General features: G+C 37.9%; 19 protein-coding genes. 13 read left to right on the forward strand and 6 right to left on the reverse strand.

What is annotated here, in order from left to right; genetic code table 11:
- Positions 1–79: 79 nt before the first annotated feature.
- Positions 80–766 (reverse strand): hypothetical protein, encoded by a 687-nt coding sequence (locus tag PHG22_01470; protein ID MDD5490446.1) that lies wholly within the window; start codon positions 764–766, stop codon positions 80–82.
- A 163-nt stretch (positions 767–929) separates the two neighbouring features.
- Between PHG22_01470 and PHG22_01475 the strand changes: the two genes are divergently transcribed.
- The 13 genes from PHG22_01475 to PHG22_01535 all read left to right on the forward strand — a co-directional run bounded on the left by PHG22_01475 (position 930) and on the right by PHG22_01535 (position 14,704).
- The gene (locus tag PHG22_01475; protein ID MDD5490447.1) at positions 930–1,310 is read left to right on the forward strand and encodes a hypothetical protein; all 381 of its coding nucleotides are present in this window, start codon (positions 930–932) and stop codon (positions 1,308–1,310) included.
- A gap of 5 nt (positions 1,311–1,315) precedes the next feature.
- Complete coding sequence (locus tag PHG22_01480) at positions 1,316–2,566, forward strand: His/Gly/Thr/Pro-type tRNA ligase C-terminal domain-containing protein (GenBank protein MDD5490448.1); 1,251 nt, start codon at positions 1,316–1,318, stop codon at positions 2,564–2,566.
- Positions 2,567–2,575: 9 nt separating this feature from the next.
- Entirely contained in the window at positions 2,576–3,133 is a 558-nt protein-coding gene (locus PHG22_01485; GenBank protein ID MDD5490449.1) for a hypothetical protein, read from the forward strand.
- Between the two features lie 17 nt (positions 3,134–3,150).
- Positions 3,151–4,212 (forward strand): rod shape-determining protein, encoded by a 1,062-nt coding sequence (locus PHG22_01490; protein MDD5490450.1) that lies wholly within the window; start codon positions 3,151–3,153, stop codon positions 4,210–4,212.
- 12 nt (positions 4,213–4,224) lie between these two features.
- Positions 4,225–5,031, forward strand: a complete 807-nt coding sequence (gene mreC, locus PHG22_01495) for a rod shape-determining protein MreC (GenBank protein MDD5490451.1) — start codon at positions 4,225–4,227, stop codon at positions 5,029–5,031.
- Between the two features lie 3 nt (positions 5,032–5,034).
- Positions 5,035–5,562 (forward strand): rod shape-determining protein MreD, encoded by a 528-nt coding sequence (gene mreD / locus PHG22_01500; GenBank protein MDD5490452.1) that lies wholly within the window; start codon positions 5,035–5,037, stop codon positions 5,560–5,562.
- Positions 5,563–5,581: 19 nt separating this feature from the next.
- Positions 5,582–7,534, forward strand: coding sequence for a penicillin-binding protein 2 (gene mrdA / locus PHG22_01505; GenBank protein ID MDD5490453.1), 1,953 nt, complete (start codon positions 5,582–5,584; stop codon positions 7,532–7,534).
- Between the two features lie 79 nt (positions 7,535–7,613).
- Positions 7,614–8,078: a transcription elongation factor GreA gene (gene greA, locus PHG22_01510; GenBank protein ID MDD5490454.1), complete on the forward strand. Its 465-nt coding sequence runs from the start codon at positions 7,614–7,616 to the stop codon at positions 8,076–8,078.
- Between the two features lie 570 nt (positions 8,079–8,648).
- Positions 8,649–10,145, forward strand: a complete 1,497-nt coding sequence (lysS, locus tag PHG22_01515) for a lysine--tRNA ligase (protein MDD5490455.1) — start codon at positions 8,649–8,651, stop codon at positions 10,143–10,145.
- A 30-nt stretch (positions 10,146–10,175) separates the two neighbouring features.
- Positions 10,176–11,225 carry a mechanosensitive ion channel gene (locus PHG22_01520; GenBank protein ID MDD5490456.1) on the forward strand — a complete coding sequence of 350 codons (1,050 nt, stop codon included), beginning with the start codon at positions 10,176–10,178 and terminating at the stop codon, positions 11,223–11,225.
- An 18-nt stretch (positions 11,226–11,243) separates the two neighbouring features.
- Positions 11,244–12,554: a serine--tRNA ligase gene (gene serS / locus PHG22_01525; protein MDD5490457.1), complete on the forward strand. Its 1,311-nt coding sequence runs from the start codon at positions 11,244–11,246 to the stop codon at positions 12,552–12,554.
- Positions 12,555–12,556: 2 nt separating this feature from the next.
- Positions 12,557–13,714, forward strand: a complete 1,158-nt coding sequence (gene alr, locus PHG22_01530; GenBank protein MDD5490458.1) for an alanine racemase — start codon at positions 12,557–12,559, stop codon at positions 13,712–13,714.
- Between the two features lie 9 nt (positions 13,715–13,723).
- Positions 13,724–14,704, forward strand: coding sequence for a hypothetical protein (locus PHG22_01535; GenBank protein MDD5490459.1), 981 nt, complete (start codon positions 13,724–13,726; stop codon positions 14,702–14,704).
- Positions 14,705–14,720: 16 nt separating this feature from the next.
- Here PHG22_01535 and PHG22_01540 read toward each other — a convergent pair whose 3' ends face one another.
- The 5 genes from PHG22_01540 to PHG22_01560 form a co-directional block, all read right to left on the reverse strand.
- Positions 14,721–14,948: a hypothetical protein gene (locus PHG22_01540; GenBank protein ID MDD5490460.1), complete on the reverse strand. Its 228-nt coding sequence runs from the start codon at positions 14,946–14,948 to the stop codon at positions 14,721–14,723.
- Positions 14,949–15,152: 204 nt separating this feature from the next.
- Positions 15,153–15,608, reverse strand: a complete 456-nt coding sequence (locus PHG22_01545; protein ID MDD5490461.1) for a thermonuclease family protein — start codon at positions 15,606–15,608, stop codon at positions 15,153–15,155.
- A gap of 400 nt (positions 15,609–16,008) precedes the next feature.
- Positions 16,009–16,149: a hypothetical protein gene (locus tag PHG22_01550; protein ID MDD5490462.1), complete on the reverse strand. Its 141-nt coding sequence runs from the start codon at positions 16,147–16,149 to the stop codon at positions 16,009–16,011.
- 1 nt (position 16,150) lies between these two features.
- Positions 16,151–16,465 carry a YbjQ family protein gene (locus tag PHG22_01555; protein ID MDD5490463.1) on the reverse strand — a complete coding sequence of 105 codons (315 nt, stop codon included), beginning with the start codon at positions 16,463–16,465 and terminating at the stop codon, positions 16,151–16,153.
- 74 nt (positions 16,466–16,539) lie between these two features.
- Positions 16,540–17,157 (reverse strand): hypothetical protein, encoded by a 618-nt coding sequence (locus PHG22_01560; GenBank protein ID MDD5490464.1) that lies wholly within the window; start codon positions 17,155–17,157, stop codon positions 16,540–16,542.
- Positions 17,158–17,210: the final 53 nt, after the last annotated feature.

Here is a 17,210-nt window from a genome sequence, read left to right on the forward strand (position 1 = left end):
AAGTATTTTCTACCCTGCCCGTGGCAGGGGTTCTAGAAAATAAAAAAGCCCCCGTATTTCGCGGAAGCTTTTAAGAATTTTATTTAGCCAGCATAAATTTTTTAATTCGCGACCAACATTTTAGTGAGGCTATGATTTTGCCCGGGTAGTCCTCGTATTTAGAATACAGCTCTACTGATATAAGGGAGAGGATTCCTACAAAAATTCCCACCGTCGCACCGATTATAGCCGTGATTGAAAAAAATAGTCCCGTTAATACCCCGGATATTAATCCGGCCACGCTTCCCAACATTAGGATGTAGGGTAAAGCAAAAAAGAGAAAAAATGTTTTTATGGTTTTGGTAGAAATAGGTTTTTTTTCAATCCCCGTAGACACAGCGAAACAAAAAGCAGCTATTAAGAGAGATACAGTAAAAATATAAGTAATGGCGCCTTTACTCAAGATGAAACCCACTACGCAACCTATAATCGTCGCAAGAAACACCGAAAGCATAAACATATCCCCATCCTTATATTTTTCTACTTTATAAGCTAGGTGGGCCATAAAGATAAAGGTAGCGGGGCAAAGAATCCCGATAAGAAGATCTGCGATTCTTGGTATCCCAAAGGGAAATTTGTAGTAAGTATGGTCTTCTGTAAGTCGTATATCATCAGCAACCGGCATTGCCCCTGTCCACAGATAATAAATAGCCCAAAAGGCGAGAATTAAACCAGTAAATAGTAGCGACCACCTCACCATCAGTTTTTTTGTGCGAATAATATCCATTTTTTTTATCCTTTCTTATGCGGAGTAGTTAATTGTCAAAGAAATTAAACTGATTTTAGTATATTAGTTTTTTGTGGTTTAGTCAATTATTTAAGATTCTTGTGGTTTGACTAATCTTGCCGTTTTGCTATTATAAAAGCATAATTTATTTATCTTCTTTAACATGACTCTTAATAAATACCTTATTTTAATGGCTTTGGCCACTTTAGTTTGTTGGGGAGCGTGGATTGTGGTTATTAATAATATAGACCCGACGGAAACGGGATTTTTGGGCTTCTTCTTTTTCTATTTCAGCTTATTTTTGGCAATTACCGGAACCCTGTCAGTCGTCGGATTTTTTATTCGCAAATTGATTCTTAAAGAAGAATTGGCTTTTCGCCACGTGGCCGTGGCTTTCCGCCAGGCGGTATTATTTGCCATTTTGATTATCGGTTCACTTATTCTTCAGAACCATAACCTTTTAACTTGGTGGAATATAATTTTGTTTATTCTGGCATTGACGGTTTTAGAATTCTTCTTTATATCTTTTAAAAAGGCAAATTAATTTTTATGAGACAGTCCCAGCTTTTTACTAAAACAATAAAAAACATACCAGCCGAAGAAAAGAGCGTCAACGCTCAATTTTTAATCAAAGGAGGTTTTATAGACAAGGTCATGAGCGGTGTTTATACTTTTCTTCCTTTGGGCTGGAGAGTGATAAATAAAATAGAGAACATTGTGCGCGAGGAAATAAATTTTATCGGCGGACAGGAAGTTTCTATGCCCGCGCTTCAACCAAAAGAAAATTGGGAGCTTACCAATCGTTGGGACAATTTTGACGCTCTAATTAAAGTGGAGATAGGGGAGGATAGTAAATTTTCCTTAGGTCCGACTCACGAAGAAATTGTTACGCCCTTGGTTAAAAAATTCGCTTCTTCATATAAAGATTTGCCGGTTTATGTTTATCAGATACAGACGAAATTCAGGAATGAAGCCAGGCCGAAATCGGGGCTTTTACGCGGGCGGGAATTCATAATGAAGGATTTATATTCTTTCCATACTTCAGAAGAAGATTTGGATAAATATTATACCAGAGCTGAAGCCGCTTATGAAAAAATTTACAAACGTTTGAACCTCGGCGGTATCACTTATAAAACATTTGCTTCCGGCGGAGCTTTTTCTAAATACTCTCATGAATATCAGACGGTCTCGCCGAATGGGGAAGACACTATTTATATTTGTGATAAGTGTCGCATCGCAGTTAATAAGGAACTTATAGAGAGCGAAGAGGGGGGCGGTTCGAAATGCCCCGAATGCGGCAATAAAGATTTAAAAGAAGAAAAAGCCATTGAGGTTGGCAACATTTTTAAATTAAAAACCAAATTTACCGAATGTTTTAATTATAAATACGCGGATGAAGATGGAAAGTTAAAACCCGTGATTATGGGTTGCTACGGTATCGGCATTTCACGTCTCATGGGGGCTTTAGTAGAAGTTTTTCATGATGATAAAGGTATAATTTGGCCGGAAGCAGTCGCCCCCTTCAGGGCCCATCTTCTGATTTTAGGCGACGATAAAGCGGTTGCCAAAAAAGCGGAAGTATTGTATAATAAGCTACTTGATAATGGGATAGAAGTTTTATTTGACGACCGAGAGGAATCAGCCGGAGTCAAATTCGCCGATGCGGATTTAATCGGTATTCCTTATCGTTTAGTAATAAGTCCCAAAACTTTAGATAAGGGAAGTGTAGAATTAAAAAAGAGAGATCAAGAAAGAATGGAATTAGTTAAAATTAGTGAAATATTGAAGTTGATAAAATAAGGGAAAAATATGATTATGAAGAATCTATTTTTAGGAGTATTGATTATTGGTGTGGTTATTTTTTTAGGTGCCGGATGCATTAAAGTAGACAGACAAGATTCTATTGGAGAGATTTCCGGACAGCGAGAGGAAGTTAATTTAGATATTGCACAAGTACCCATAGGATTTAATAAATATGTTAACGAGACACTGGGGGTAAGTTTTTTGTATCCCGAAGAGTTCAACAAAATAGAAGTAGATTTTTCAGAACAAGACGCCATGGATTTTATTATTTATTTGACTAAGCCAGGATTAATAGAGGATTATCCGGGGGGTATGTTGGAAATTAGTGTTGATAACAAACCATATTTTTCTTCGCTTGACGAAGACCTAAAAGTCGAGGGAGCTGAAAAAGTAAATTATGGTGGCAGAGAAGGCGTTTTGGTGTCTATACTCGGAGAAGTTGGCGGTTGGGGATTTTCCACTGAAATTAAAGAGAGAATTGTCACATTTGCTGATGTAGCCGATTTAGATAAAAATACATATGAAGTTATCATTTCTTCGTTCAAAATAAGAAATTTAGAGTAGGATTTATTTAATGAATTATGAGAATTTTAGATAAAATTTTAGGGAGGTTTTCCAAGGATTTGGGCATTGATTTAGGGACAGCTAATACTTTGGTGTATGTGAAAGACAAGGGGATTGTTATTAACGAGCCGTCGGTTGTAGCTGTCAATATAAAGAATGACCAAATTTTAGCCGTGGGTAATGAGGCTAAAAAAATGGTCGGCAAAACGCCGGCGCATATTATGGCTTGCCGTCCGCTGGTGGAAGGAGTTATTTCTGATTTTGAAGTGACGGAAAAAATGCTTAAATATTTTTTTCAGCGTGTTCACGAAGAAACTTCGGCTTTTTTACCGCGCCCGCGGGTTGTTATTGCTATTCCTTTAGATATTACTGAAGTGGAAAGAAAGGCGGTTGAAGATGCCACTATTTCCGCCGGAGCCAGAGAGGTGTTTTTAATTGAGCAAGCCATGGCGGCTTCTATTGGCGCCCGTTTGCCCATTGAAGAGGCTACTGGCAATATGGTTGTTGATATGGGCGGCGGGACAACGCAAATTTCCGTTATTTCCCTAGGTGGTATTGTGACCTGGAAAACCATAAAAATTGCCGGAGATGTGATGAACAAAGATATTGTTCAGTATGCGAGAGATAATTTTAATTTGCTTTTAGGGGAAAGAGTGGCTGAAGAAATAAAAATAAAGGTGGGGTCAGCTGCGCCCTTAGACGAGCCGTTGGAGGCCAAAATGCGCGGGCGGGATTTAATTACCGGATTACCCAGAGAAGTCATTGTTACCGATGAGCAGATTAGGAATGCTTTAAAACGTTCCGTAAATCAAATAGTGGAAAATGTTAAGGCAACGCTGGAGGTCACCCCGCCGGAACTGGTGGCGGATATTTATGAGAAAGGGATGTTGCTTACCGGCGGTGGAGCTTTGCTTAAAAATTTAGACAAAGTGCTTTCGGAACGCACCGAGGTTCCAGTGAGGGTAGCCGATGACCCACTTACTTGCGTGGTCCGCGGTACCGGGATACTTTTGGAAAATTTTGAATTATTAAAAGAGGTGATGGTGCCATCGTCACAGGATTCATCTCGCCCAAGATAAATATTATAAACAATGCAACGTTCTCGGTCTAAATATTATTTTATTTTTGTAGCAGTATTATTACTGCTCGTTTTTTTGTATTACATCGGCGGATTGCATTTTATCGGAGGAGCAATTACTAAAACTTTGAATCCGTTGCTAGGGGAATTTTATTCCGGAGGTAATTGGTTAGAGAATTTTTATTCAGATAAAACCGGAAATAGGGCCGAAATCAGCTCTTTATTGGCAAAAAATAAGGAATTAGGAGAAAATTATAGTAAGCTTTTAAAAGAAAATGCCGAACTTAAAGTTTTGGTTAATGAAAACGAATCGCTAAAAAAAGAATTAAAATTTTCCGAAGAGAGAAAATATCGCATTATTCCCGGTCGAGTGATTAGCCGTAATCTATTTTTACCTAATACTCTGATAATAGACAAGGGCGAAGAGGATGGTCTTCGCAAGGGATTGGCGGTGGTGGCTGACGAGGGAGTTATTATCGGCAAAATAATAAAAATCGAAAAAAGCATTTCAACTATTTTGCTTTTAACGGATGTTCAGAGTAAATTGGCGGTTATGAGTTTAGACGACCAAGGAATCAATGGAATGGTTAGCGGAGAGTATGGCCTTAGTTTAAAAATGGAGCTGATACCTAAAGACAAAGAATTGCGTTCCGAGGGGATTGTGGTGACTTCGGGGATAGAAACCGATATTCCCCCAGGACTTTTAGTGGGGCGTATTAGTCAAATTACTAATTTAAGCGGAGAACTTTTCCAGAGTGCTGTTCTTTCTCCATTGACTAACTATCATAATATAAAATTTGTCTTAGTGTTATTGCCCTAGTTTATGAAAAAATTTCTTTTACTTTTTTTAGGGGCGATTTTTTCAGTAATTTTGCAAAGTGGTTTTTTAAATTCTTTAGGCGCGCCGCTCAACAATATTAATTTAGTTTTATGTTTAGTCATTTTTTTGGTAATAATTTTTGATTATCGCGTCGGTTTACTTTTTGGGGTTCTCGCCGGAATTTTTTTAGACATTTATTCTCCTTTATTTTTCGGTTTATCCACGGTCATTTTTTTACTCATCGCTCTCGGTGTCAATTTTCTTTTTAGCAATTTTTTTACCAATAAATCCCTTTATTCCTTGATCGTTTTGGGCGGGGTTTCCATCTTGTTTTACGAGTTTTTTCTTTATTTATTAGTTTTTCTGGCGTTTTATTTTGGTGTTTTAGAGTTTCGCATTTTTTTGGATTATTTTTGGTTTAAAAAGTTAATCAGTGAGATTTTACTGAATATTTTGGTTTTAATTCTGATGTTTTTTATTGTGAAGAGCGGGAGCAAAAGATTAAGAGCAGTTTTTATTTTTAATGATTGATTTAAGTTGATTTTTAAATATGTTTATAAGGGATAATAATCCTTTTACTTTCGGCGATAATGAGAAGAGTTTGGCGGTAAGAAGACGAGAATGGACGCCGGATTCTTTTTTAAATTTGGCTAAAACTGGCAAAGGAGAAGATTTTTTAGGCAAATCAATCGACGACAAGATATTGGGAAAAATTTTTTTAGTTATCGCCCTGTTTCTTTTTTTATTATTTTCAAGAGCTTTTTATTTACAGATTATAAGGGGCGGGGAATATCGTGATTTTGCCGAAGGCAACAGGATTCGCATTAAAGTAACTCCGCCTCCGCGGGGTTTGATTTATGACAGGGGAGGGGAGGCCTTTGTAAAAAACGTCGGGAGTTTTAATCTAGTAGTAGTACCTTCCGATTTACCCAAGAAAGAAGAAGATAAGGAAGCATTATTTGATAATTTTTCCGAAGAGTATGGCATTGCTAAAGAGCAAATTAAAAGTTTGCTTGAAGGGGTGCCCAGTTTTTCTTATCAGCCGATTCTATTAAAAGAAAATATCAGCCGGGAAGAGGCCCTGAAGATTCTAATTCAAAGTGAAAATTTGCCGGGGTTTAGCGTTGACGTTGGCATTCGTCGCGAATATATTATAAACGGCGAGGAAAGTTCTAAAAATTCTCTGGCTCATATCATCGGGTATGAAGGTAAAATAACCAGGGATGAACTGGCTCTTTATGGCGACGATTATTATTTAAATGACCGTTTGGGTAAATCGGGGTTAGAGCTTTCTTATGAAAATTTACTCCGCGGCCAGCATGGGGAAAAAAAGGTGGAAGTTGACGTCCGCGGCAGGGAAATAAAAGTTTTGGCGGAGGTTAAACCGGAATTTGGGAGGAATATCAAACTTTCCATAGACAAAGAATTACAGAAAAAAACAGAAGAATTATTAGCTCGTTATTTAAAGAGCAACAATAAGAAAAGGGGCGCGGTTATAATTGAAGACCCAAATAGCGGAGAAATTTTATCAATGGTGAGTTTGCCGACTTTTAATAATAATGATTTTTCCGAAGGCATTAGTCAGGAAATTTATACGGGCCTTATTAATGACGAATCTCAGCCCCTATTTAATCGGGCTATAAAAGGGGAATATCCTTCGGGGTCAATTTTTAAGCCCATTGTGGCTTTGGCCGCCCTGGAAGAGGGGATAATCAATCAACGCACAAGTTTTCTCTCCGTCGGAGGTATTAATGTTTATCAATGGTTTTTCCCGGATTGGAAAGCCGGCGGACATGGATGGACTAATGTGACGCGCGCTTTAGCTGAATCAATTAATACCTTTTTTTATATTATCGGCGGGGGCTATAAAGATTTTGAGGGCTTGGGTATTTATAAAATAGTTGAATATGCTAAAAAATTTAATCTAGGCGAGGGGTTAGGGGTTGATTTACCCGGTGAGGCCTTTGGATTTTTACCGACTCCGGAATGGAAAGAAAAAGCCAAGGGTGAAGAGTGGTACATAGGCGACACTTATCATTTAGCTATCGGGCAGGGAGATATTTTAGTGACCCCTCTGCAGGCGGTTTCTTGGATTTCGGTTTTTGCCAATGGCGGCACGTTATATCGCCCGTATTTAGTTAAAGAAATTTTAAATGAAAAAAATGAAGTCGTAGAAGAGGTTAAACCGGAAATTATCAATAGCAATTTCGCTTTTCCGCAAAATATAGATATTATCAGGTCTGGTCTTCGACAAGCAGTCGTTTCCGGCAGCGCTAAGGGTTTACTTGATTTACCCATCACCTCTGCCGGGAAAACGGGAACGGCGCAATGGCATAGTAAAAAGCAACCGCATTCTTGGTTCGTGGGGTTCGCTCCATATAATAATCCCAAAGTTGCCATTGTGGTTTTAATTGAGGAGGGCGGTGAGGGGAGTGGCGTGGCCTTAGCTGTGGCCCACGATATCTTGGGATGGTATTTTGGAAACAAAGAAAAGGAGCTGTGAATAAAATAGACTTGACAGCATGTTTTTAAACTTGTATCTTTATACCTATGTTTAGTAATTTTGTATAATAAAACAGAATATGAGAATTAATAAAGTGAATTATGTGACCAGAGAGGGGCTGGAGAAGTTAAAAGAAGAATTAACTCATCGAAAGACGGTTTTACGCCGGCAAATAGCCGACCGTATTGACAGGGCCAAAGAACTCGGAGATTTATCGGAAAACGCAGAATATGCGGAAGCCAAGGATGAGCAGGCTTTTAATGAAGGCCGAATAATAGAATTAGAAGAAATGGTGATGACCGCCTCTTTAATTACTGAAGGAGAGAGGGGCATGGTAAATGTTGGCTCTACTATAGTAGTGGAAAGTCCATTGGGTAAAAAAGAATTTACCATTACCGGAGCATCTGAAGCCGACCCTTTGAAAGGTTTAATTTCTAATGAGTCGCCCCTGGGCAGGGCTTTTTTGGGTAGAAAAAAGGATGAGGAAGTGGAAATTAAGGTTCCGGCCGGAGTAGTAAAATATAAAATTTTAAAAATCAAATAGGCATCTGATTTTTAAGGATATTTAAATTGAGTGAAAATTTCAAAATAAGAACGGCCGAACTTTATAGTTCGGCCGTTTGAGATAGGATAGCTAAAATAAGCATAAAAAATTTGATTTAAGGGAAAAGAGACCTCGAGATTTATGCTTATTTTAGGGGCGGGACGATCAAAAGACCATTAAATAATTTTAGTATAATTCGTTTAATTTATCAAGAGAGCGCGGATAAAGAAAGGCGCTCCTTAGATAAGAAGCGCCTTCTGCGGACACAGTTTGAGCCGAAATTAAATTTTATCACTTAATTCACTCTTAAATTAAAAGGTAGTCAGTCGGCTCATTTTTGAACTATGTCCGCTAGACCTTGACCCCCGAGAATATCGGGGCGGTCCGAAATAAATTTAAGGGGGGAATGTAGTATTAATATATCTTTACTATGATTATTTGTCAATGCCCCATATGCGCCCACAAATATCTTCCGCCAACTGGGAGTTGAAGGCGGGGTTTTTTGTTTTGACTTTTTCCTAAAAGTGTTTTAAAATAAATACAAGCTTTTTAATACAAAAGTTATTATTTATGCCTAAAAATAGCCAAGAAAAAGACTTTGATATTATTGAAGAAGAGCGCGATAGAAGAAGCAGATTAGCGGGGGTAATAAAGAGTGGTGTAGACCCTTATCCGAGCAAAGTCGGCAGAGATTTTACGTGCGGTAAGGCAAAAGAGGATTTTAATAAATTAGTTAAAAATAAAAAACCGATTACAGTTGTCGGGCGTCTTAAAATTATTAGAAAACATGGCGGTTCAAGTTTTGGGGTGATGGGCGATGAGAGCGCTGACCTTCAAATTTTTTTAAGGAAAGATGTTTTGGGCAAGCAATATGATATTTGGAATAATCTAGTTGATATTGGAGATTTTTTAGAACTCAAGGGGATAATGTTTGCCACTAAAACCGGAGAAAAAACATTGGAGGTGCAACATTTACGGATTATAACCAAAAGCCTTTTACCCTTGCCGGAGAAATTTCACGGTCTTACCGATACGGAGAAGCGTTATCGGCGGAGATATTTGGATTTAATTGCCAATGAGAATGTCAAAAATATTTTTAGATTACGCAGTTTGATAGTCAAAGAAATTAGGAATTTCTTTGATAAGGAAGGATTTATGGAGGTGGAAACGCCAATTCTACAGCCCATCGCCGGCGGTGCCGTTGCCCGACCATTTGTCACACATCATAACGCCTTAGACACGGATTTATATTTGCGTATAGCGCCAGAACTGTATTTAAAAAGATTGATTGTGGGGGGGTATGAAAAAATTTACGAGATAGCCCGGTGTTTTCGCAACGAAGGCATTGACCACGCCCATAATCCGGAATTCACGCAGATTGAGTTTTACGAGGCCTATGCCGATTATAATGATTTAATGGAATTAACCGAAAAATTATTTAAATATCTAATACCGAAAGCCGTCGGCGGGGGAATGACCTTGGAATTTGAGGGCAGTAAGATTGATTTTACTCCTTCTTATCCAAGATTATCATTCCGTCAAGCCGTTAAAGATTGCGCTGGCGTGGATATTGAGGAATATCCCGAAACGACGGCTTTGGCTAAAGAGGCAAAAAAGCTAGGAGCAGAAATAGAACAATATTTTGACCGTGGCAAAATTTTAGACGAGCTTTTTAAGACCTTCGTCCGCCCCAAAATAATTCAGCCGACTTTTATTACCGACCATCCGGTGGAATTATCCCCTTTGGCCAAAAAAATTTATGATAACCCCAGTTATACGGAGAGATTTCAGCTTTTGGCCGGTAATGTTGAACTGGCCAATGGGTACTCCGAGTTAAATGACCCACTTGACCAAGAAGAAAGATTTAAACGGCAAGTTGAGATGAAGACTGCTGGTGATGAAGAAGCCCATCCTTTTGATGAAGATTTTATTAATGCCTTAAAACATGGTTTGCCCCCAACCGCCGGTTTTGGCATGGGCATAGACCGCCTCACAGCTTTACTGACTGACTCACATAATCTAAAAGAGGTTATACTTTTCCCCACTCTAAGGCCGGAGAAAAAATAAAATTTTTATTAATTTTTTTAATATCTTCTTATGGAGGGTTTAATAAATTTTTCTTTTCTAAACGCTATCTACTACGGCAATAGTGTGAGGCAATACTTGATATTTTTGTTAGTATTTCTTATTGTTGTTCTCATCTCGCGGATAGTTTATTATTTATTGCGCTATCCTCTCGGTAGATTTGTGGAAAGGACTAAAAATTTAACCGACGATCAAATTTTAGAGATTATTAAGTGGCCTTTTGTTTTTTTTATCATTATTATTGGATTAAAAATTTCGTTTGATTTCCTGTATTTGCCGGATTATTTTAGGGATTACGTGGATAGCGTTATTTTGACCTTGGTAATTCTTAATATAATTTGGTTGGGGTTGAAATTTTTTGATTTATTGGTTATTTGGTATCTTTATCCTTTGATAAAATCAAGCCCCAATAGGCTTGATGACCAATTAGTCAGTCTGATTCAGCGTTTTATTAAAATAATTGTTGTTGTTTTGGGGCTATTCTTTGCCCTTGAAAATTTTGGAATTAACGCGCGGTCTCTTCTTACCGGACTGGGTATTGGCGGTTTGGCCGTAGCTTTGGCGGCCAAGGATACTTTGTCAAATTTATTTGGCTCTTTAGCCGTTTTAAGCGATAAGCCCTTTAAGGTCGGCGACATTGTAAAATTTAAAAATTACGAAGGAGTGGTCAAGGAAGTCGGTTTGCGCAGTTCCAGAATAATCACTTTTGATACCACGGAAATAGTTATTCCCAATTCTTTATTGGCCAACGAGATTATAGAAAACATTTCCAAGCGCCGGGCGGTAAAGAAAGAAATAATATTACATTTTGATAAGGGAACAAAATGGAAAAAATTAGAAATAGCTAAAAAGGTGGTTGATAATATTTTATTGAATGAAGAGGGCGTGCTTGATGAATATCACACCGCTTTGGTCAGTTTTCCCTTAAGCGGTCCGGAAATGAAAGTTGTTTACTGGGTAAAATATAATGGCGATTATGAAAAGTATTTGGAGATAAGGCATCGATTGCATTCTAAAATTAAGCAGGCGTTGGAGGATGGAAAAATTGAGTTAGCCGGTTAATTTTAAATAATTTTCAATATGCTGGAAATTAAATTTATCAGGGAGAATACAGAAAAAATCAGGGAGGCGATAAAAAATAAGGGGGTGGATTTAGAAATAGAAGAGTTATTAGAGATGGATGATAAAAGAAAAGAGATTGTAAAGCGTCTTGATGTCTTGCGTTCTAAGAGGAATGAACTCGCTCACGCCGGAAAAAACGGCAAACCTTCAGAGGAATTGATTAAAGAGGGGAGAACAGTGAAGGGGGAAATAGGGGAGTTAGAGAAGGAATTGGAAATTATAGAAAAACAGTATTTAGATCTGATGGCCAAAGTGCCGATGGTGCCCTCGTCCGATACCCCTATCGGTAAAGATGAAAGTGAAAATGTAGAGTGTGGCAGGTGGGGGAAAATAAAAGAATTTAAATTTAAGCCCAAAACCCATATTGAGTTGGGGCGTGATTTAGATATTTTGGATTTAGAAAGAGGAGTAAAAGTGGCGGGTTATAGGGGTTATTATCTAAAGAACGAGGGAGCATTATTAGTTATGGCTTTAATGTTTTACGCTTTTAAAAAAATGGCTGGCAAGGGTTATCTTTCAATGATTCCGCCGACACTTATAAAAGAATTTGCCTTGTTCGGCAGCGGTTATTTTAAGGGCCGGCAATATAACAGCGAAACGGATGAAATATACGAGGTGGCTACTCCGGACAAAGAAGAAAGCGGAGTAATCAGCAAGGAAAGAAAATTTTTAGTCGGGACTTCCGAGCCGTCGCTTTTAGCTTATTATTCCAATGAAGTTTTAAAGGAAACTGATTTACCTAAGAAATTTTGCGGATTCAGCCAGTGTTATCGCAGTGAAATAGGGAGTTATGGCAGAGATAATAAAGGTATTTATCGTGTCCATGAGTTTATGAAAGTGGAACAGGTGGTTATTTGTAGGGCGGATATTGCCGAAGCGGAAAAATTTCAGCAGGAAATGCTGGCTCTTACCAAAGAGATGCACGAAGAATTGGGCCTTCCTTATCGGCAGGTCCAAATTTGCACCGGGGATATGGGCGCGGGTAAGTACAAAATGTTTGACCTTGAGGCCTGGATGCCGGGGTTAGAGCGCTACGGCGAGACGGGATCAGCCAGTAATTTTCTTGATTGGCAAGCCCGAAGGTTGAATGTAAAATATATTGATAAAAACGGAGAAAAAAAGTTTGTCTATATGCTTAATAATACAGCCCTTCCCAGTCCGAGAATTTTTATTTCTATTCTTGAAAATTATCAGCAAAAAGATGGCTCAGTAAAAATTCCTAAAGTGTTAAGGCCATATCTCGGGTTTAAAGTTATCAAGAAAAAATAATTATGGATGCCAAGATAGCTAAATGTAAAACTTGGGTAGAGGTGGACGGGCTGACTTTAAAAAATAATATAAAGGAGTTGAGTAGAATCTTAACCCCCGCTACTCAGATGATGGCAGTAGTTAAAGCTAATGCTTACGGTCATGGTCTTACGGAGGTGAGTAAAATTTGTGTTCAGTCGGGTGTGCAATGGCTGGGGGTGGATTCAATAGAGGAGGGGATTATCCTGCGGAAAGAGGGCATCAAGTCCTTTATTTTAATTTTAGGCTATACCGTGCTTGAATGTTTATCGGAAATTTTTGAAAATGACCTTGATTTAGTTGTCTATAATAAAGAAACCGTGGAAGAATTGGGTAGGTTGAGTGAGATATGCGATAAAACGGCCAACCTCCACATTAAGTTAGAAACAGGGACTAATCGCCAAGGCGTGGGTTTGGAAAATCTTTTAGATTTTGTGAATTTAATAAAAAAATATCCTAAACTTAATATTAGAGGGATTTACACTCATTTTGCCAACATTGAGGACACCACTAATCACAGTTACGCCGAAGAGCAACTAAAAAAATTTAAGCAAGCCATAAATTTTTTAGAAGATTTAAACATAATTATTCCCTTAAAGCATACGGCCTGCAGCGCCGCGGCCATACTTTTTCCGGATACCCATTTTAATTTAGCGCGATTTGGTGTTAGTTTATATGGTTTTTGGCCTTCTCGGGAGACGATTGTTTCTGCCCAAGAGAATGGTCGGGATATTAAATTAAAACCTTGTCTGTGCTGGAAAACCAGAATTGCCCAAATTAAAGCTCTAAAATCCGGAACTCCGGTGGGGTATGGCTTAACGGAAAAAATCTTAAGAGATGGTAAGGTAGCAGTTTTGCCGGTGGGTTATTCGGATGGTTTAGACCGCGGATTATCAAGTGTCGGGAATGTTCTTGTCAGGGGCGAGCGTTGTAAAATTTTAGGCAGAATATGTATGAATATGTGTGTTGTGGATATAACTCATGTCACCGGCGCTGAAGTTGAGGACGAAGTCGTGTTATTAGGGTCGCAGGGCAGGGAAGTTATTACGGCGGAAGAAGTAGCTGGAAAATTAAACACGATTCATTATGAGATTCTATCCAGAATCAATCCAATGATACCGCGTTTTTATTCGGATATTTAAGCTTAAGATATGTTTAGCTGGAAAAAAAAGTTTTCTCCACGTCGGCATTACAACAAGGGCTATAATTTTTATAGGCACCGGTCTTTTTTGCCCTCGGGCGGAATTGTCAGAAGAAAGACGGGGGGACACGTTAGATTATATTTTAGCAGGGTTGTTTTGATGGTTTTTTTAGCCGTTTTAGTGTATGTGATGTATTATTTTTTCTATTCGCCGAATTTTAAACTAACAGAAATTGAAATCAGGGGGCGGGAAAATATCTCCGAATTTGCTTTAAAAAATATCGTCGAGGAACAATTTGACCATTCTCGATTTTTGATATTTAGGCAGGATAATATTTTTATGTTTAGCAAGGGGTTGGCCCGTAAAAACATTAAAAATAGTTACGTTTTGGATGAATTAATTATAGATAAGCAGTATCCGCACAAAATATCCATAAGCATTAAAGAGAAGGTTTCAACCGTGGTCTGGGTAACTAAAAAAGAAAACGTTGATAGATATTATTATTTAGATTTAAACGGCGTGGTGCTTGGCGAAATGCCAATATTGGAGGTGGAAAAAATATATACTGATAAAAAAATAGTGGCAGATGAAAAGGAAAAAGCGATAGAAGTGGAAAATGACAGCGGAGGGGTAGCTTCTCAAGAGCAGGGGAGTATTATTTTACCCCTGATATATGATTTAAGTAATAGCGAAGTTAAAATTAAAGAGCAGGTTTTGGATGGCAAGGCCATCACTTTTATTATAGAATTGTCTCAAAAATTTGCCGCAGCTTTTCCCAATATAAAAGTTAAACATTTTGCGACACCAGAATTAATGACTACCAGGGTGCACATAATAACAGAAAAGGGGTGGGCTGTGTATTTTGAGTCCGCTAAAAATCTTGACGCGCAATTGCAAAATTTAAAATTGGTATTAGAGGGTAAAATAAAAGACCCTTCAAAGATTCAATATATTGATTTACGTTTTGACGATAGGGTCTATTATAAATAATCCCGCCAAGGCGGGATTATTTTTCGGCATCTAATTTGAATTTTTCGAGGAATTCGCTTTTTTTAAAACGATGTTCTACGCTTCGTACTGTTACTCCTACTATTTGGCAAAATACCATTTCTTCATTAGCATCCAGAATTTTTACCCTTTGCCCATGTTTATCTATCCAGATTTGCTTCTTTTCAATTTTAATAGCGGATTCCGTTTTTTCTTTCCTATTTAGTGATTTTTCAAATATATTCATATTTGGATGATTATTTATATTTAGAGATTAATTAAGCATATCTTAAAAATGCGCTTTTGTCAATGTTTAGGATATAAGCGTCGTATAAGATATATTGTGCGACGCAACATATTATTTAAAATAGAGCTTCCCTGCTTATTTATAGATACCCTATAATAAAAAGACCCGTAAATTATAATACGGGTCTTTGTTGTTACTCAATGTTTACTTCCTGGGTTTAGGGATATAAAGTTTAACTACGCCATCGTCAATTAAACTTTCGTTTACATCAATCCATTCCCCTTTTTCGTTTTTTACATATAATCTTCCTACCCATCTTCCATATTTGTCTTTGGTTGGCAGTTTTACCATTCGCACTTCTTTGGCCGTATCTACAAGATACCATTTTAGTCGTTTTTGCGCTTTGAGGGCGGCTTCTTTGTCTTTTTTGATTTCCGGCGCGTCAATTCCGTGTAGGCGTACTCTTTGATTTTGAAGAATAATGTCAAAACCCGGTTCAATATCGGCCCGGATTGTGTCGCCATCAATGACATATGTTACTTTAATCGTTACTGAACCTATTAATTCTTTTGGGTCTTTGATTTTCTGTGGTTTGGCGTCCCCTACTAAAGGTAGAGAGATAAAGATAATTAAGACGATAAAAAGAGCAAGTTTTTTCATTTTAACCTCCTTTGTATGTGTTTGAGATGTTTATTTTAGCACATTTTTTATCGTTGTCAAATTGAAAGTATTTTTATATAAAAAACACGATCCGATGAATCGTGTTTTAAATTTTTTTATTTCCGCGCCGAGATGATTGTTTTACCCCCACTCCCCTCTTCACCTGCCGAACAATCGCTCGGAAATCTGTTTTGTTTCTGGCGATAATTTTTTTGGCGTGACATAAGGAGATATCGGAGGGCAAAAGCCGTCGGGGGATAAATTCTTGCTAAAGTTAAGACTCTCTTTCGCGCTTTTTTCGAGTTCTTCCAATTTATCAACTATTTCTTGTGCGTTCATTTTTTAACCCCCTTTATCTTTTGGGTTTTTAAATTTTCAAAAAACGTTTTATTTATTAAAATTATTTTTCTATATCTTTATATTTATCTTTCTTGCTTTCTTTTGCTCTTTCTATGATTTTTAAAATTATCGCCGCAACCAGGGAAACCAAAAAAATACCGTAAACAGCGATTATAGCAATGGCGAGTATTTTTAATACCATATTAGCTTAATTTTACAGCTGTGCCGTAAACAAGAATTTCCACTGTGCCGGCCGTAACGCCCGAGGTGTTAAAACGGACGTTGACAATGGCGTTAGCCCCGAGTTTTTGCGCTTCCTCAATCATTCTGTCAATTGCCTGTTCCCTGCTTTGGCTCAAAAGAGCGGTATATTCAGTCACTTCTCCGCCGACGATATTTTTAGCCAAGGCCATAATATCGCGGCCGATATTACGGGCGCGAACAGTATTTCCTCTGACCAGCCCCAGGTTTTGGATAATTGTTTTTCCAGTAATTTGTTCTGTTGTTGAAATAAGCATATTTTGTTGTTATTTGTTTGTATTTTAGCATAATATAAAAAATAAAAAAAGGCGCGTTTTGGCGCCTTTTTAGTTTAGCAGGTTCCAGTGAATAACCCCCCGCCGGCCTTTTTTATCGGTAATGATGGTATTTTGTGATTCCACTCAACATATACCATTAACTCTGCACTAGCTTTTTCTTTTTCTTCCGTTGCTTTAGCAATAAAATAATCAAGAACATTGGTGCGATTTTCGGGTGGTAGAGCTTCGTAAAATCTTAATATCCAGTAAGCGGCTATATACTTTCGTGCCGCGTTTTCTCCGTTAAGCCATTTCAGCCATTTGAGATATTTTTTGGGAGGCTTTTTATCGGATTTAGAGAAGTAATATTTTCTAAGATCCGACAGGGTTTTTGTAATATTTTTGACACAGACTGATTCGCGGCGAGCCATCTCTTTCAAAAGCTTAGAATCTTTAAATTCGCGCTTTTCGGTATTGTTTAATGAATTGTAGTGCCCTTTTAGTATATCAATTATTTCAAGCACGAAACAATCCGTGAGTCGCCCATCCTTAAATTTCCAGAAAGAGAAAGGCACAATACGAAGAGCGTCTTTTATTTCTTCTCCGTTGTAGGCAGCGTTCAGGATATGGAGAGTGAAATAACCGTGTTTTAAACTCCTCGTTTCTTTTATTTTTCTTTTCTTTTTTCCCATTTCTACTCCTTTTTTTGGTTGTTAAATAACAAATAAGATATCATGTATTCTTA

It is taken from the genome of Patescibacteria group bacterium, from assembly GCA_028716045.1.
Lineage (GTDB): Bacteria > Patescibacteriota > Patescibacteriia > JAQUQO01 > JAQUQO01 > JAQUQO01.